Source organism: Tsukamurella pseudospumae (assembly GCF_001575205.1).
Lineage (GTDB): Bacteria > Actinomycetota > Actinomycetes > Mycobacteriales > Mycobacteriaceae > Tsukamurella > Tsukamurella pseudospumae.
The window spans coordinates 367,760-381,028 of sequence record NZ_LSRE01000050.1 but is presented as its reverse complement, the minus strand read 5'-3'; the positions used below and the strand labels follow the sequence as shown (position 1 = coordinate 381,028).

General features: G+C 69.9%; 17 protein-coding genes. 9 read left to right on the top strand and 8 right to left on the bottom strand.

The features are described from left to right. Positions 1 to 56: 56 nt before the first annotated feature. Positions 57 to 755, top strand: coding sequence for an MspA family porin (locus tag AXK61_RS22790; RefSeq protein WP_068747072.1), 699 nt, complete (start codon positions 57 to 59; stop codon positions 753 to 755). 3 nt (positions 756 to 758) lie between these two features. Here AXK61_RS22790 and AXK61_RS22785 read toward each other — a convergent pair whose 3' ends face one another. Next, entirely contained in the window at positions 759 to 2,375 is a 1,617-nt protein-coding gene (locus tag AXK61_RS22785) for an HNH endonuclease signature motif containing protein (protein WP_082789506.1), read from the bottom strand. A gap of 286 nt (positions 2,376 to 2,661) precedes the next feature. On the opposite strand from AXK61_RS22785, the gene AXK61_RS22780 reads away from it, so the two are divergent. Continuing rightward, complete coding sequence (locus AXK61_RS22780) at positions 2,662 to 3,255, top strand: hypothetical protein (RefSeq protein WP_156485794.1); 594 nt, start codon at positions 2,662 to 2,664, stop codon at positions 3,253 to 3,255. Further along, entirely contained in the window at positions 3,236 to 3,586 is a 351-nt protein-coding gene (locus tag AXK61_RS22775) for a hypothetical protein (protein WP_068747069.1), read from the top strand. Before AXK61_RS22780 ends, AXK61_RS22775 begins: the two co-directional genes overlap by 20 nt. 73 nt (positions 3,587 to 3,659) lie before the next feature. On the opposite strand, the gene mscL is transcribed toward AXK61_RS22775, so the two are convergent. After that, on the bottom strand, positions 3,660 to 4,103 hold the full coding sequence (mscL, locus tag AXK61_RS22770) for a large-conductance mechanosensitive channel protein MscL (RefSeq protein ID WP_068747068.1): 444 nt from the start codon (positions 4,101 to 4,103) through the stop codon (positions 3,660 to 3,662). A 68-nt stretch (positions 4,104 to 4,171) separates the two neighbouring features. On the opposite strand from mscL, the gene AXK61_RS22765 reads away from it, so the two are divergent. After that, positions 4,172 to 4,696, top strand: coding sequence for a hypothetical protein (locus AXK61_RS22765; RefSeq protein WP_156485793.1), 525 nt, complete (start codon positions 4,172 to 4,174; stop codon positions 4,694 to 4,696). Next, positions 4,696 to 5,694: a PrsW family intramembrane metalloprotease gene (locus AXK61_RS22760; protein WP_068747066.1), complete on the top strand. Its 999-nt coding sequence runs from the start codon at positions 4,696 to 4,698 to the stop codon at positions 5,692 to 5,694. The genes AXK61_RS22765 and AXK61_RS22760 overlap by 1 nt, the downstream gene beginning before the upstream one ends. 53 nt (positions 5,695 to 5,747) lie before the next feature. Here the strand turns inward: AXK61_RS22760 and AXK61_RS22755 are convergent, their stop codons facing one another. The 5 genes from AXK61_RS22755 to AXK61_RS22735 all read right to left on the bottom strand — a co-directional run bounded on the left by AXK61_RS22755 (position 5,748) and on the right by AXK61_RS22735 (position 8,550). After that, a complete protein-coding gene (locus AXK61_RS22755) occupies positions 5,748 to 6,101 on the bottom strand; it encodes a hypothetical protein (RefSeq protein ID WP_139058093.1) in 354 nt (117 codons plus the stop codon). Beyond that, positions 6,101 to 6,574, bottom strand: coding sequence for a hypothetical protein (locus AXK61_RS22750; protein WP_139058094.1), 474 nt, complete (start codon positions 6,572 to 6,574; stop codon positions 6,101 to 6,103). Before AXK61_RS22750 ends, AXK61_RS22755 begins: the two co-directional genes overlap by 1 nt. A gap of 140 nt (positions 6,575 to 6,714) precedes the next feature. Continuing rightward, the gene (gene cpaB, locus AXK61_RS22745) at positions 6,715 to 7,368 is read right to left on the bottom strand and encodes a Flp pilus assembly protein CpaB (RefSeq protein WP_068574844.1); all 654 of its coding nucleotides are present in this window, start codon (positions 7,366 to 7,368) and stop codon (positions 6,715 to 6,717) included. 99 nt (positions 7,369 to 7,467) lie between these two features. Then, entirely contained in the window at positions 7,468 to 8,271 is an 804-nt protein-coding gene (locus AXK61_RS22740; protein WP_068747065.1) for an acyl-CoA thioesterase, read from the bottom strand. Positions 8,272 to 8,289: 18 nt separating this feature from the next. After that, positions 8,290 to 8,550 (bottom strand): FmdB family zinc ribbon protein, encoded by a 261-nt coding sequence (locus AXK61_RS22735; protein ID WP_068574848.1) that lies wholly within the window; start codon positions 8,548 to 8,550, stop codon positions 8,290 to 8,292. A gap of 72 nt (positions 8,551 to 8,622) precedes the next feature. On the opposite strand from AXK61_RS22735, the gene AXK61_RS22730 reads away from it, so the two are divergent. Continuing rightward, positions 8,623 to 9,183: a TetR/AcrR family transcriptional regulator gene (locus AXK61_RS22730; protein WP_082778203.1), complete on the top strand. Its 561-nt coding sequence runs from the start codon at positions 8,623 to 8,625 to the stop codon at positions 9,181 to 9,183. A 541-nt stretch (positions 9,184 to 9,724) separates the two neighbouring features. Here AXK61_RS22730 and AXK61_RS22725 read toward each other — a convergent pair. Beyond that, positions 9,725 to 10,282, bottom strand: coding sequence for a 5-formyltetrahydrofolate cyclo-ligase (locus AXK61_RS22725; protein ID WP_068747064.1), 558 nt, complete (start codon positions 10,280 to 10,282; stop codon positions 9,725 to 9,727). A 65-nt stretch (positions 10,283 to 10,347) separates the two neighbouring features. On the opposite strand from AXK61_RS22725, the gene AXK61_RS22720 reads away from it, so the two are divergent. The 3 genes from AXK61_RS22720 to AXK61_RS22710 are packed head-to-tail and all read left to right on the top strand — an operon-like array spanning position 10,348 to position 13,136. Beyond that, entirely contained in the window at positions 10,348 to 11,247 is a 900-nt protein-coding gene (locus AXK61_RS22720; protein ID WP_068574853.1) for a UTP--glucose-1-phosphate uridylyltransferase, read from the top strand. Positions 11,248 to 11,259: 12 nt separating this feature from the next. Beyond that, positions 11,260 to 12,501, top strand: a complete 1,242-nt coding sequence (gene glp / locus AXK61_RS22715; protein ID WP_068574854.1) for a molybdotransferase-like divisome protein Glp — start codon at positions 11,260 to 11,262, stop codon at positions 12,499 to 12,501. A gap of 5 nt (positions 12,502 to 12,506) precedes the next feature. Further along, positions 12,507 to 13,136, top strand: a complete 630-nt coding sequence (locus tag AXK61_RS22710) for a GNAT family N-acetyltransferase (protein ID WP_175400094.1) — start codon at positions 12,507 to 12,509, stop codon at positions 13,134 to 13,136. Positions 13,137 to 13,269 lie beyond the last annotated feature (133 nt).

Sequence of the window (13,269 nt, the reverse complement as noted above, 5' to 3'; positions counted from 1 at the left end):
AGGTTCTGTTTTCTGCCGCTACGTCCGTAGTCGTGAGCGGCTCGAAAGGACCCCGCATGCTTAACCGAACCTCGTATCCCGCCCTCTTCGCTGTCGCAGGGGCGCTCGCCGTGGGGCTGATCGCCCCGACGGCGACGGCCACGGCTGACACCGTGATCCCCATCCGGGACGCCGTCAAGACCGTCAAGGTGGGTTCCGGCTCGATCACTGTGACAGTGAAGGGACAGAAGGCGAAGCTCTCGCCCGGAATGGTCGCGCTACCGACCACCCGTAACGCCTGGGTGACCGGCGCGATCAATGTCAAGCTCGACGGTGCCGAGGCCGACGGCGGGACCATCGAGGCGGGCTACGCAGTGGGCTGCCAGGTGCAGGTCGGCGATGCGAGTGTGAACGTCGGCGCGGAGGCCGCAGGCCCGACGTTCGGGGCGGATGCGGCGGGCCCGTCGGTCACCGGCACGACCGGCGGTTCGATCTCCCTCGGTGCGGGTCAGGTCGGCGTGCAATCCCTGACCTTCGACCGCGCCACCTGGCCCAAGCCCGGCGACGAGATCAAGCCCGGGGGCGGTTCGTTCGAGCCGTCGACGAGCTTCGACTTCGAGGGCGCGAGCGGCAGCTTCAACTACGCGGATCAGACGATCGGCGTCGATGGGTGCGGCGGCTACGCCCAGGCACGTCTGTACGTGATCGTCACCGCGCAGATCGGGAACTCGGAGGGCACCGTCATCGCGTGGGGTGACCGCTTCACCCTGGGGTGACCGCTACGCCGCGGCCACTGGAGGCTCCGTCGACAGGCTCCGCCAGTCGACCTCCGCGTCGTGTTCCGCCAACATCTCCTCGAGGATCGGTGGACCGTGGGGCCCGTCGAGGACGGCGGCGATGTCGTCGTAGACGGTGCCGATGAACTCCTCGTACTGCACGCGCAGTTCCTCACTGCGCCACAGTGATCGGAGTTGTGCCCGCCGCCGCTGCCAGCGTTCGATGGCCTGGCGGTAGAGCTCGCCGACGTGGTGCGCGTGGTTCACCCGGACCGCGCCGGTGGGGTCTGCTTTGCGGCGCCAGCCGGTGCGGCCGGCGTACTCGCCGTGCGGAACCGTGATCGTCTCCCACCCGCCCGGGTAGTCGCTGGTGCTGGGTGTGACCTTCCCGTGGTGCTTCTCGCACGCGAGGGTCAGCATCGTGATATCCGTGGCGCCACCGTCGGCCCACTCCGTGATGTGGTGGACCTGGCACCGAGTTGCCGGGACATCGCAACCGGGTGCGGTGCAACCCTTCTCGCTGCCGTACAGCGCGATCCGCTGATCCGGGGTGGCGAGCCGTTTCTCCCGGCCGAGGAACAGCGGCCGGTTCGCGAGGTCCAGCACCAGCACGTACTTCGGGTTGGTGCCCATCATGCGCAACGCGTCCTCGACGGGCATGCGCCCACCGGTCGCGGTGGTGGCGAACCCGGCCTCGGACTCGAGCTGATCGATCCCCAGCGTGATGACCGGGACGCACGGCACGCCGCGGTGCTGTCCCAGCGCCCCGGAAGAGATGAAGTCCCGGAGCGCCGCGTGCAGCGCGTCGTGATTGCGCTGCCCCTGCGAGCGGGTGTCGCGCTGGGCCGCCTCGGCGACTGCGTCCTGGTCCGCCGGGTCGACGGGGCTCTCCTCGTCCGCCGGGTTGTTCACGCCGGGCCGCGCGAGCTTCTCGAACACCACGTCCATCAGGGCTCGGCACTCGGGGGAGAGGGCACCGTCGAGGTCCGACATCAGATCGTCGCTCTGCTTGCCCAGGTTCACCTCGCGCTTGCGCGCGATGTTCTCCGGGCTGGGCTCGGCACCGTCGGGATCGATGAGCGCGTAGGCGCGCTGCCCGATCTTGGCGAGGTCCTCGGGAGAGACACTGAGCGCGGCGTTGACGAGCACGTCCTCGAGGAGAGCGACCTTCTCCGGAGTGGCCTCGGGCGCCTTGGTCACCTTGTCGATCCACTGCTCGACCGCGGCGGCGTGCCGCTCGGAGACGAGACCCGCCCGCTGCGCCGCGGAGAGCTCGGGCAGCCGGGGCTCCGGCGCCTCGCCCCGGGTATTGCGCGGCGTGCGGGATCTGGCGCCCTTCATCCGGTCTCGTGCTTCCGTGCCCGCGAGCCGCAGCCGATCGACCAGCATCTCCTTGATCCCCGTGTAGCCCAACTGCCCGGGGATCCCCTGCTCGACGCACACCTGAGTGAGGAGATGCTGGCCGTGCGGCACCTTCCGCGCCGCCATCTCGAGCCGGGGGAGCGCATCCAGGATCTCTTCCGAGGAGAGCATCACGGGGCTCGCCGCAGCGAGCCGCTCGGCGGCATTTTCGAACGAGGCGAGGGCGGCAAGATACTCCGCTGCTGTGCTGGTAGTCATGCCCACCACCTCCTCGTTCTGCTACTGCAAGTCTACTCCGATATTCGAGTAAAGTCGATAAAATCAAACAAAAAAGCTATAAATGTTTGAACCCGGCAGTGGCGCTAGCGGCCTCGCCTTCGTGGCATCTGAATCGCTGTGTGCACTGTCTCGCCGTGGGGTGTGTGCGTGACGGGAACCGAACCGCGTGCTGGTGCGTCCAATTGATGACGGCTTGTTCGACGGTGTTGCATCGGACCGACGAGTGAGGCTGCGAAGGGAGACTTCCGTGGTGCGTGCCTCTTTCGTGGATCGGACGCGCACTGTCGCAGCACTGCTGCGGGACACGAACTGGGCGGAGAGGCTCGGCGGGCACGGTCTCGCCCGGTCGTTGCTGGTCTGGTGGCTGCGCGGCGACACCGTACGGCAGGAGGATCTCTCCGCCCGTGAGCAGCTCGACTTCGTTGCACGCCAGGTTCGTACGCGGCGCTGGACGCGCCGGCTGGGTGGGGCGGTCGGCCTCGGTGTGCTCGTGTGGCTCGTCGCCAACCCCGGTCTGCGGTACTGCCGCCATCGATGGCCACAAGGCACGTCCGAAGTACTTCACGGCGCGTGGGCTCTCGTGACCTCGCCCGGCTTCGGCGCCGTCGGCGCTGTCATCGCTGCGCTCGTCGCCTTCATGGGTGCGCTGCGCAGCCAGGCGAGGTCGGCGAGCAAGGATCGCTGGTGGGAGACCTTCGAGTGGGTCATGACGAACCGGCTGACGGAGGACGGATCCGGAACGGGGAACGCGGCGGAATGGTTCGGTTACCTCAAAGGTACTGCGACGAGCCCCGATGAGAGCGTTATCATCAACGTATTGACCCAGGAGGCGAGAAGGCGTGAACAAGGCGACCGGTGACCGCGGTGGTGCGTCCGCGGTCGAGGTTCAGGACCGCTCCGGGGAAACGAGCCCGCATCCGAAGATCCTCTCGGTCACCAAGGCGGCGGACGGTGGCTATCGCCTGCGGCTCTCGAACGGGCGCACGATGATCGCGCGAAAGGACGAGTCCGGCCGGTACGTGGCAGTGAAGAACGTGGGCGAGGCGCCGCGTCAGAAGCGTAAGCGGGTCGCGCGTCTCACGCCCGCGCCGCGGAAGCGTGCCCCGGCCGCCGCCGACGCATACCTCGAGGAGCTCGACGCCATCCTGCGGATGGAGAACACCGGACGGTCGCGCCGCGGCGTGCGGTAGCGGCGCACCGTCGAACCCGGATACGAGAGCCGGCCTCCCCACGTGGGGGAGGCCGGCTCTCGTGGTGCGTGGGTCAGCGCTGCGTGGGGAACTGCCCCGTAGGAGGCAGGGCCGAGTGCGCGCCGCCCTGCGACGGCGCGGCCTGCGCGGCCAGCAGGTCGCGGATCTCGACGAGCACGTCCACCTCGTCCTCCGCCGCCTTCTCCGGCGCCAGCCGCGCCTTCATCTTCTCGTACGGCATGATCAGAATGAAGTAGACGACGGCCGCGACCAGCACGAAGTTGATGATCTGCGTGAGCACCGCGCCCAGGTCGACGGTGGTGGCGGCGACACCCGTCTTGATCTCCCACGCCAGCCCCTGCACGTCCTTGCCGCCGCCGATGGAGGCGATGAGCGGCTTGACGACGTGATCGGTGAACGCGGTGACGATCGCAGTGAACGCCGCACCGATGACCACGGCGACCGCGAGGTCGAGCACGTTGCCCTTGAGGAGGAAGTCCTTGAAGCCCTTGAGCATGTTTGTCGTCCTTCGGAAAGTTGTTACGGATGCGACGCGTGGTGCAGTGTCGCAATTATGCTAACCGTATGAACCGAATCCGCGCAGTCGACGCGGGCGTTTCGGCGGGTGTGATTCTCGTCGTCGGCGGGCTCGCCGCCGGGTGGTACGGCGTGGACCGCGCCGTGCCCACACCGCGCACGCCCGTCGCCGACCACACCTATCGCGTCGGGAACGCCTCTGCGGGAGTGGACTTCCGCGCACCGTCGGGCTGGGACAAGGTGCCGTCCGGCCGGGCCGATGTGGTGCGTTTCGTGCACCCCAGCGGCAGCTCGCTGTCCGTGCGCCTCACGACCGGCATGACCGACTTCGACACCGCCGCACCGCGCCGCCTGCGCGAGTTCGAGGCGGGCGGCGTCGACGCGCACTTCACCGGCGACATCCGCGGCCCGCAGTTCGCCGGTCGCAGCTGCGCCGCATCGGGCGGCGGCAGGTCGGGGGAGTGCGCCGTCGTGGGCCACTCGGACCTGTTGGTCACGGTGCTCACGCTCCGCGGGCCCGACGGTGCCGCTCCCGACCTGACCGCGCTCGTCCAGACCCTGCGGGAGGACTGATGCGCGCGCAGCTCACGACCATCAGCTTCTGGGTGTTCCTGGCGGGTTCGGCGTTCGGCGCGTTCGTGCTCGTGCGCGACATGGTGCCCCGCATCGCGGAGGCGGGCGGCGCGGTCGCGGTCGCGCTGCCGATCATCCTGCTGGCCGCCGCGCTGATCGCCGTGATCATCTGGGCGCTGGACCGCTCGCACGCCCAGCTGCGCACGGTGTGGGCCCTCGCCTTCGCGTGGGGCGCGATCGGCGCCTGCGGGCTCGCCCTGCAGATCAACGGGTTCGCCTCCGACGCCGTCAACGACGTGCTCGACGATCCCGGCTCCACGACCTGGGGTGCGGCCCTCATCGGACCGCTGGACGAGGAGACCATCAAGGGCGCCGGCGTCGCGCTGCTGCTGGTGATGTTCCGCGACCGCCTGCGCAGGCCGCTTCAGATCTTCGCGGTCGGCGCGTTCGCGGGTCTGGGCTTCCAAGTGGTCGAGAACCTCTCGTACGCAGTGACCTTCGCGGTCCGTGATGCCCAGTCCGACACCGTGGGCGCGCTCACGGTGACGCTCATGCGCGCGCTCTTCGGCTTCCAATCGCACTGGGTGTACACGGGGTTCTTCGCGCTCGGCCTGGCGTTGCTGCGGATCCGGCCGGCGCTCGCGGCGATCCCGATCGTGCTCGCCTACTTCATGCACTTCTGGTGGAACGCGCCGAGCGGCGAGAACCCCATGGTGGTGCTTCTGCTCATCGTGCTCAAGTGCGCGGTGACGCTCTCGCTCCTCGGCGGCGCGTGGACCTGGATGATCTACGAGCAGCGCCGGTGGCTGCAGCGCGCCATCCGCATGCCGGAGGCCGCGAAGCTCGCGCCGCCCGCCGAACTGGCCACGCTGCCCACCCGCGCGCTGCGCCGGAACGGCGAGGACTACCTGCGCTTCTACTACGGCCCCGCCGTCGCCGAGGTGGCGCGCAAGCGCCAGAAGTGGCTGATCCGCGAGCTCACCTACCGGGTCGGCTGAGCGCCGCCATCCGGAACCCGTTGCCCGGGATCGACGAAGAGACTCAGCGATTCCTAGGCCGCCGGCGTGTGTTGGGTGACGCTCCGGATCACCTGGTCGGTCTCGTCGAGCAGGTCGACTCGCACGTCGGGGAGCGCGGACGCCACGGCGATGTGCACTCGATCGGCGTACGAATTGTGCGCATGATCGTCGTCGGTGACGCTCTCGATGCCGACGCCGAACCCTCCTTCGGACACGCCCGGGGTGACGACCCCCGTAGCGGTACGGATGACGGCCCGACGGCCGTTCGGCCTCGTTCGCACGGCGCTGTCCTTCGCTCCGAGCGACGCGGCGAGGTCTGCGACGAACTGTGAGAACCGGCCCGTCGGATCGTCGACCTGAGCCGTGAGAATGAGATCGTTGCGCATCACGGCCACCTCCCGAGCTCGATGTCGGCACGACGTCCGATGACCCGAATATACGCGGCGTCGCCATGCGCGACCAGCGCCTGCATCGCTCCGACGAGGTCGGCGTGATCGATCGCCGACTCGTCCGCGTTCACGAACACGAGGCCGGTACCTTGCCGGTCCCACACCTCGCCCACCCGGAATGCGAACGCTCGAGCATTCCCTCGGGTGGACGACTTGATCTCCGCGGCCCGGCCATCGACTGCGATATCGGGCGTCGAGTCGCCGGTCCGCGCCCGAGCGAGAACCGTGACGTTCCGGCCCTCGGCGACCAGCGTGTCCACGACAGTGCGTTCCCTCCGGTCCAAGGGCTTGCCGACGCGTTCGTCCACTCGGCCGGAGATGAGGAGTCGCCGGCGAAGCTCCTGGAGTGCGTGGACGTGGAACATGACCTCGGCAAGAGGTACCTGTGGGACCTTGATTCGACGGAGCATAGCGACGTCCATCTGCCATTCGAGTCGGCGTTCCACGTCGACGTCGGAGTACCCGCGGCCGCCGAGTCGTGGAGGTGCGGTTGTCGGGACGTTGCCGTCGGGGCCGCCGGGCGAGCCTCGGCGCCGGTCGTCGCCCGGCCTCACCGGAACACCACGGACAGTGGTGAACTGAGCGCCGCGGCGGCGACGGCGTGCGCCTCCGTCTCGGACATCGCGAGCATCACGGTGCGGGCCTGCTGCCGTGAGGCCTGCGCCGCTGCGGCGACGGCGACCGTGGCCGAGCGGGCCAGGACGGAGGGCGCAGCGTCGTCCCGCTCGCCGGCGCGGGGCTTGCGCTGCGCCACCACGTCCACCACGTCGCCGGGGCGGAGCAGGTCCATCGTGGCGGCGTCCTGCAGCGCGATCGGCACCAGCCGCGAGCCGGGGCGGATGAAGCCCGCGGTGCGGTCGCTGAGCACCCTTCGGCCCGTGAGGATCTCGCCCGCGCCGACGGGCCCCGTCACCGACCGTCCGACCGCCTCGTCCGGACGCGTCAGCGCGTCCTGGGGCGCGAGGTCCGCCGGAACGGTGCGCACCACGAGATCCTCGCCGACGAGCTTCCCTCCCGGCCCCAGCTCGCGCGCCGCGACGAGCACCTGCGCCTGCGGCCCGCTCGGCCGGCTCGTGACCGCGACGATCAGCGCCACCACCGCCAGCGCCGCGGCCGCCGCCCGCCGAGCCGTCAGCGTGCGCGCCCACCCGGGCCGCAGCGCGGCCCGCATCCGTTCGACACCGGTCGGCTGCAAGGACTCCATGCCCGGAATCTACGACGGTGCGCCGACGGCGGACCGTCGGAAAGGGGCCCGGAAGCCGCCCTTGTGGATAACCCCGTTCCTGTGGAGGAACGGCCCCGATCAGGCCTGCGGATCCTTGTAGTAGACGATCTGGTGCGTGGTCGCCAGCAGGGTGCCGTTCCGCCCCCAGACCTGGCCGTACTGGTCGAAATGGCCATGGCCGAAGCGCGCCGCCCGGGCGGTCGCGAGGAGGTGCTCGGCGCCCTGCTGCTCGAGTTCCGCGGGGCTCGCGTGGAAGTAGGTGGTGAGCGAGATGGTGCCAGCGGGGGCGTAGGTGCCGCGACGGCGGAAGATCCGCGGGTAGAAGGAGTCCGCGATCGACGCCAGCGCCGGGTAGTCCAGCGGGCGAGCGGGCTTGTCGCGCAGCCACATCGTGGTGGTCGAGTCGTCCTGCGGGCCGTCCATGACCAGGCTGCCCTCGACGAAGCGGGTCTCGTAGTTCTTGGCCCACTCCACGAAGTCCGGCATCGACTGCTCCGGGTAGTCCTCCGGTGCCTGGACCTGCGGGAACGGCGTCTCCGTGGCGCCCCAGGTGTCGCGGCGCGTGCCGAACACCGCGGTACCGGAGGCGACGGGGCCGTCGCCCTGGCTCAGGACGAAGACGAAGTGCTGATTGGTGCGGTTCGTGCGCAGGACGGTGACCGCGAGGTCCCAAGCGCCGTCCTTGATCGGGGCGGCGAAGTTCAGTGTGAGGCTCAGCGGATGGCCCTGCGCCTCGGGATGCGCCTGCAGCGCCGCCACGACGGTGCCGGCGGTGATCCCGCCGAACGGCCCGACCATGTTGTTGTAGGCCGGGTGCGTGTGGGCGCGGAAGCCGCCGGCGATCGGCTCGACGGCGGTCGCTTCATCGAAGACGTGGGTCATGCCAGCAACGTAGCAAGGCTAGGAGCTGGTGGCCTTGTCGACCTTGGCGGCGGTGTCGGAACTGCTCTTGGTCTCCGACTTCGCGGTGGTATCGGCCTTTGAGCTGCGGGAATCGGTGCGGTAGAAGCCGCTGCCCTTGAACACGACGCCGACGGAGTTGAACAGCTTCCGCAGCGGGCCGCCGCAGTTGGGGCACACCGTGAGCGGATCGTCGGAGAAGGACTGCACGGCGTCGAAGGCCTCGCCGCACTCCTTGCATTGGTACGAATAGGTAGGCACCGATCGATTCTACCGCTCAATTAGCACTCCGGCGATTCGAGTGCCAGGGGTGTGAGCGGATACGATACGGCCATGAGTGCCCCGCGTACGCCGTCGCCCGCGCGACGGATCGTGGACGCCGCCCGCGAGGTGATCGCCGCGAACGGGATTCCCGGCGTCAGCATGGACCAGGTCGCCAAGCAGGCGCACGTCTCCCGCAGCACGCTGTACCGGATCTTCCCCAACCGCGACCAGCTGATCGCCCGCGTCGTGGCCATCGAGATCCGCACGCTGCGCCGCAAGTTGGACAAGACGATCGTCGGGTACACGCCGCAGCAGACGCTGGTCGAGGTGTTCGCGCTGAGCATCGGGCAGGCCGAGTCGAACATGGCCGTGTCCAAGGTGCTGGCCGCCGAGCCCGAGTACTTCCTGCGCATCCCGCGCGGCGTGTGGGACCTGCTGATCCAGGGCATCGTCATCCGGCTGCGCAACTCCGGCGCCGAGCAGGACTACGCCGAGCTGTGCTCCGTGGTGGACCTCATGCTGCGGATCACCGGGTCGCTGCTGTCCAACTCGCCCACCGGGCTGGACATCGGTGACTCCGATGCCCTGCGGGCGTACGGCGAGAAGTACATCTCCCGGCTACTGATCTAGACCGTCCGACGGTCCGCGGTCCCTCGCCTCGGACGGTGGCGACTGCGACGGCAGAAGGGGGCGTGTCGTTGCCGAGAAGCCATGCGCGGTGCGCATGGTCGCATATTCGCAGTTCAAGAGCACTATTCGACGGTGCCCTCCATGCGTGGCGCGCATGGCCTCGGCGGGTTGGTGACATCGTGCGCCGCGCGCGGCTACCGGCAGCGGCGGCGCTTCCGCCCTGTGGTGGGGACGGCGGTTGCCAGTGGTTTCGGTGCGGAGATCGCAGGTCGCGATCACTGAAACCGCGGGCGATCTCGGACGACGACCGCAGCCGGCGTCACCCACCGCCGGGCACGCCACGCGGCCCGGGAACGGTCACCCCGTCGGGCCGGTGAGAAGCCATGTGCGCCACGCATGGCTTGACTGCTGAAAATGCATGCTGACCTGCAATGATGCATCCATGCGTGCCACGCATGGCTGCGCGGAACGGCATGTCACCTCGCGGTACGAGCAGGCGACCGCGCCGCTCCCGGGCCCCGCAGGATTCGGAACTCAGGACTCAGAACTCCACCAGCCCCGACGGGGTCAGCGCTGCGTCCACCGGCACATCCGTGGTCTCGGACGGCAGGAAGTCCACCAGCTCGTGGTCGTAGACCACCGCGATCAACCGCGGCCCCGCGACCAGCGACCTGTCGTAGTACCCCGCGCCCCGTCCCAGCCGCACCCCGGCGCGCGAGACGCCCAGTGCGGGCAACAGCACCGTGTCCACCGAGGCCAGGGCATTCGTACCCAGCCGCGGCCCCGCCGGCTCCAGCAGCCCGAACGGCCCCGGCGCCAGCGATCCGCTCCAGGCCCAGTTCAGCGGCCCCGGCTCCGGCGGGGTCACCGGCAGCAACACTTGCGGGCCCAGGGCGTCCAGCAGCTCGATCGAACCCGGCTCCGAACCCACCGGCACGTACGCCGCGACCACACCCAGGTCGAGCCCGGACACCGCGCGGACCAGCGACGCGGCCGCCGCTGCACGCGCACCGTCGGACATCGCGGCCCGGCCGCGCCGCAGCCGCGTGCGCCACTCCGCCTTCGTCTCGGGGGTGGGGCCGGGCCCGGAATCGATCACCGCGCCATCCTCCCACCCGTCGCGCCGCTTCGTTACCCGAGCGTGACCTCCCCTATGGTGGGGGGATGAGCACCACACCCTCCATCCCGAGAACCGCGGTCGTCCCCGCCGCAGGCCTCGGCACCCGATTCCTCCCCGCGACGAAGACGGTTCCCAAGGAGCTGCTCCCCGTTGTCGACACTCCCGGCATCGAGCTCGTCGCCGAGGAGGCGGCGGCTGCGGGCGCGGAGCGCCTCTGCATCGTCACCAGCCCGGGCAAGGACGGCGTGGTCGCGCACTTCGTCGAGGACCTCGTGCTCGAGGGCACGCTGGAGAAGCGCGGCAAGACCGCGATGCTCGACAAGGTGCGCCGCGCTCCCAACCTGATCCACGCGGAGGCCGTGATCCAGGAGAAGCCACTGGGCCTCGGGCATGCCGTGGCCTGCGTCGAGCCGGTGCTCGACGACGACGAGGACGCGATCTGCGTCCTCCTCCCCGACGACCTGGTGCTCCCCATCGGCGTGCTCACCACGATGGCGCGGGTCCGCGAGAAGCGCGGGGGCTCCGTGCTCTGCGCCATCGCGGTGCCCGAGAACCAGATCAGCAGCTACGGCGTCTTCGACGTCGAAACCGTGCCGGACGCGGTCAACCCCGACGTGCTCAAGGTCAACGGCATGGTCGAGAAGCCCAAGGCGGAGGACGCACCGTCGAACTTCGCGGCCGCGGGGCGCTACCTGCTGGACCGTGCCATCTTCGACGCGCTGCGGCGCATCGACAAGGGCGCGGGCGGCGAGATCCAGCTGACCGACGCCATCGCGCTGCTCATCGAAGAGGGGCATCCGGTGCACGTCGTGGTCCATCACGGAACCCGACACGACCTCGGAAATCCCGGAGGCTACCTCAAGGCTGCGGTTGACTTGGCGTTGGACCGTGACGACTACGGTCCCGACCTGCGCTCCTGGCTGCAGGATCGCCTGAACAAGTAGGAGGCCGAGTACATGCGCTCCGTGGAGGACCATCTGGCTCGGGTCACGGCGGCGGCGGTGGCGCCGCGGCCGGTGCGCGTGGGGATCTCCGAGGCGCAGGGCCTCATGTGCGCGGAGGAAGTGGTCGTCGAGAACGCCCTTCCCGCCTTCGACCAGGCCGCTATCGACGGCTACGCCGTGCGCTCCGTCGACGTGGCGCGTGCCGGCGAGACCGACGAGGAGACCGGCGAGCAGATCATCGTCAGCCTCCCAGTCGTCGGCGAGGTGCGCGCGGGCAACCGGCAGCCCATCCGGCTGCAGCCCGGCCAGGCCGTCAAGGTCGAGACCGGGGCGCCGCTGCCCACGCTCGCCGATGCCGTCCTCCCCGACAAGTGGACCGACGGTGGGCTGTCGAAAGTCCGTGTCGGACACTCGGTCCGGTCCGGGCAGTACGTCCGCCGCACCGGTGACGACGTGCAGCCCGGCGACGTGGCGGTGCGTCGCGGCACCGTCGTCGGACCGGCCCAGGTGGGCCTCCTCGCCGCGGTCGGGCGGGACAAGGTCTCGGTGCATCCCCGCCCACGCGTCGCGGTGATCTCGGTGGGCCGGGAGCTCGTCGACATCGATCGCGACACCGGCGCCGGCCAGGTCTACGACGTGGCCTCCTACGCGCTCGCCGCGTCCGCCCGGGACTGCGGGGCCGAGGTGCACCGCGTGGGCATCGTGGGCACCGACGGCGTCCGCGAGGCCGTCGAAGCGCAGCTGCAGCGGTCCGAGGTCGTGGTCATCACGTCCGCGCTGGGCGGCTCCGCGTCGGAGGACATCTCGTCGGCGCTGGCCGAGCTCGGCGACCTCGTCGTCGAGCGGATCGCGATGCACCCCGCGTCGGTCCAGGGCTTCGGTGCCCTCGGTCCCGACGAGGTGCCCACCTTCCTGCTGCCGTCGAACCCGATGAGCGCGCTGGTGGCCTTCGAGGTGATGGTGCGCCCGCTCATCCGCATCGCGCTGGGCAAGCGGCAGCCGATGCGCCGCCTGGTCACCGCGAAGAGCGCGGCGGCCTTCGAGTCGCCCGAGGGGCGGCGCGAGTACGTGCGCGGCCAGCTCATGCGCGACGAGGACACCGGCGAGTTCATGGTCGCGCCGATCCCGGACAACGGCTCCCACCTGCTGGTGAGCCTGGCCGAGGCGAACTGCCTCATCGTGGTGGATCCGGAGGTCACCGAGGTCCGTGCGGGCGACGACGTGATCGTCGCGTTCCTCGCCCAGCGCGGCTGACGCGGGTGTTCGGGGCGAACTGGCAGGTCGAACTCGGGCCGCTCACCACGGCCGCCGGCGTCGTGCGACTGCGACCGATCCGTGCCCGCGACGGGCGGCAGTGGTCGCGCCTGCGCCTGGTCAACCGCGCGGAGCTGGAGCCGTGGGAACCGTCGGGCGAGACGAACTGGCAGCGCCGGCACGCCGCCTCGCAGTGGACGCCCCTGTGCGCCTCGCTCCGCTCGCAGGCCCGGTCCGGGACTATCGTCCCGATGGTCATCGAGGTCGACGGTGCCTACGCCGGCCAGATCACCATCGGCAACATCAGCCGCGGGCAGTTGCAGAGCGCGTGGGTGGGCTACTGGGTGGACCGTCGGGTGACCGGCCACGGCGTGGCGACGGTGGCGGTCGCGCTGGCCGTCGACCATTGCTTCGGGACGCTCGGCCTGCATCGGGTGGACGCGACGGTGCGCCCGGAGAACGGCGGATCGCGCGCGGTGCTGCGCAATGCGGGGTTCCGCGAGGAGGGGCTGCTGCGCCGGTACCTGCACGTCGACGGTGCCTGGCGCGACCATCTGCTCGTCGCGATCACGGCCGAGGAGATCGCGGATTCCATGGTCGCGAGGGTCGTCCGGTCCGGCCGGGCGTGGTTCTGAGACGCCGACTCGCGTGTGACTGAAGTGACTGTTTGAGATTTTTGGGGTTTCGCTACGGCGCGTCGGGCGCGCTGATCCACCCTGGTGAAATAGCCTTCGAGGCGACTTACACGGATGTGATCCGTGCTCGCTG

What these genes read in the sequence shown, in the direction of transcription:
- AXK61_RS22790 (WP_068747072.1), top strand. Translation starts at nt 57, where the DNA reads ATGCTTAACCGAACCTCGTATCCCGCCCTCTTCGCTGTCGCAGGGGCG.
- AXK61_RS22785 (WP_082789506.1), bottom strand. Translation starts at nt 2,375, where the DNA reads ATGACTACCAGCACAGCAGCGGAGTATCTTGCCGCCCTCGCCTCGTTC.
- mscL (WP_068747068.1), bottom strand. Translation starts at nt 4,103, where the DNA reads ATGCTCAAGGGCTTCAAGGACTTCCTCCTCAAGGGCAACGTGCTCGAC.
- AXK61_RS22765 (WP_156485793.1), top strand. Translation starts at nt 4,172, where the DNA reads ATGAACCGAATCCGCGCAGTCGACGCGGGCGTTTCGGCGGGTGTGATT.
- AXK61_RS22760 (WP_068747066.1), top strand. Translation starts at nt 4,696, where the DNA reads ATGCGCGCGCAGCTCACGACCATCAGCTTCTGGGTGTTCCTGGCGGGT.
- AXK61_RS22755 (WP_139058093.1), bottom strand. Translation starts at nt 6,101, where the DNA reads ATGCGCAACGATCTCATTCTCACGGCTCAGGTCGACGATCCGACGGGC.
- AXK61_RS22750 (WP_139058094.1), bottom strand. Translation starts at nt 6,574, where the DNA reads ATGCTCCGTCGAATCAAGGTCCCACAGGTACCTCTTGCCGAGGTCATG.
- cpaB (WP_068574844.1), bottom strand. Translation starts at nt 7,368, where the DNA reads ATGGAGTCCTTGCAGCCGACCGGTGTCGAACGGATGCGGGCCGCGCTG.
- AXK61_RS22740 (WP_068747065.1), bottom strand. Translation starts at nt 8,271, where the DNA reads ATGACCCACGTCTTCGATGAAGCGACCGCCGTCGAGCCGATCGCCGGC.
- AXK61_RS22730 (WP_082778203.1), top strand. Translation starts at nt 8,623, where the DNA reads ATGAGTGCCCCGCGTACGCCGTCGCCCGCGCGACGGATCGTGGACGCC.
- AXK61_RS22720 (WP_068574853.1), top strand. Translation starts at nt 10,348, where the DNA reads ATGAGCACCACACCCTCCATCCCGAGAACCGCGGTCGTCCCCGCCGCA.
- glp (WP_068574854.1), top strand. Translation starts at nt 11,260, where the DNA reads ATGCGCTCCGTGGAGGACCATCTGGCTCGGGTCACGGCGGCGGCGGTG.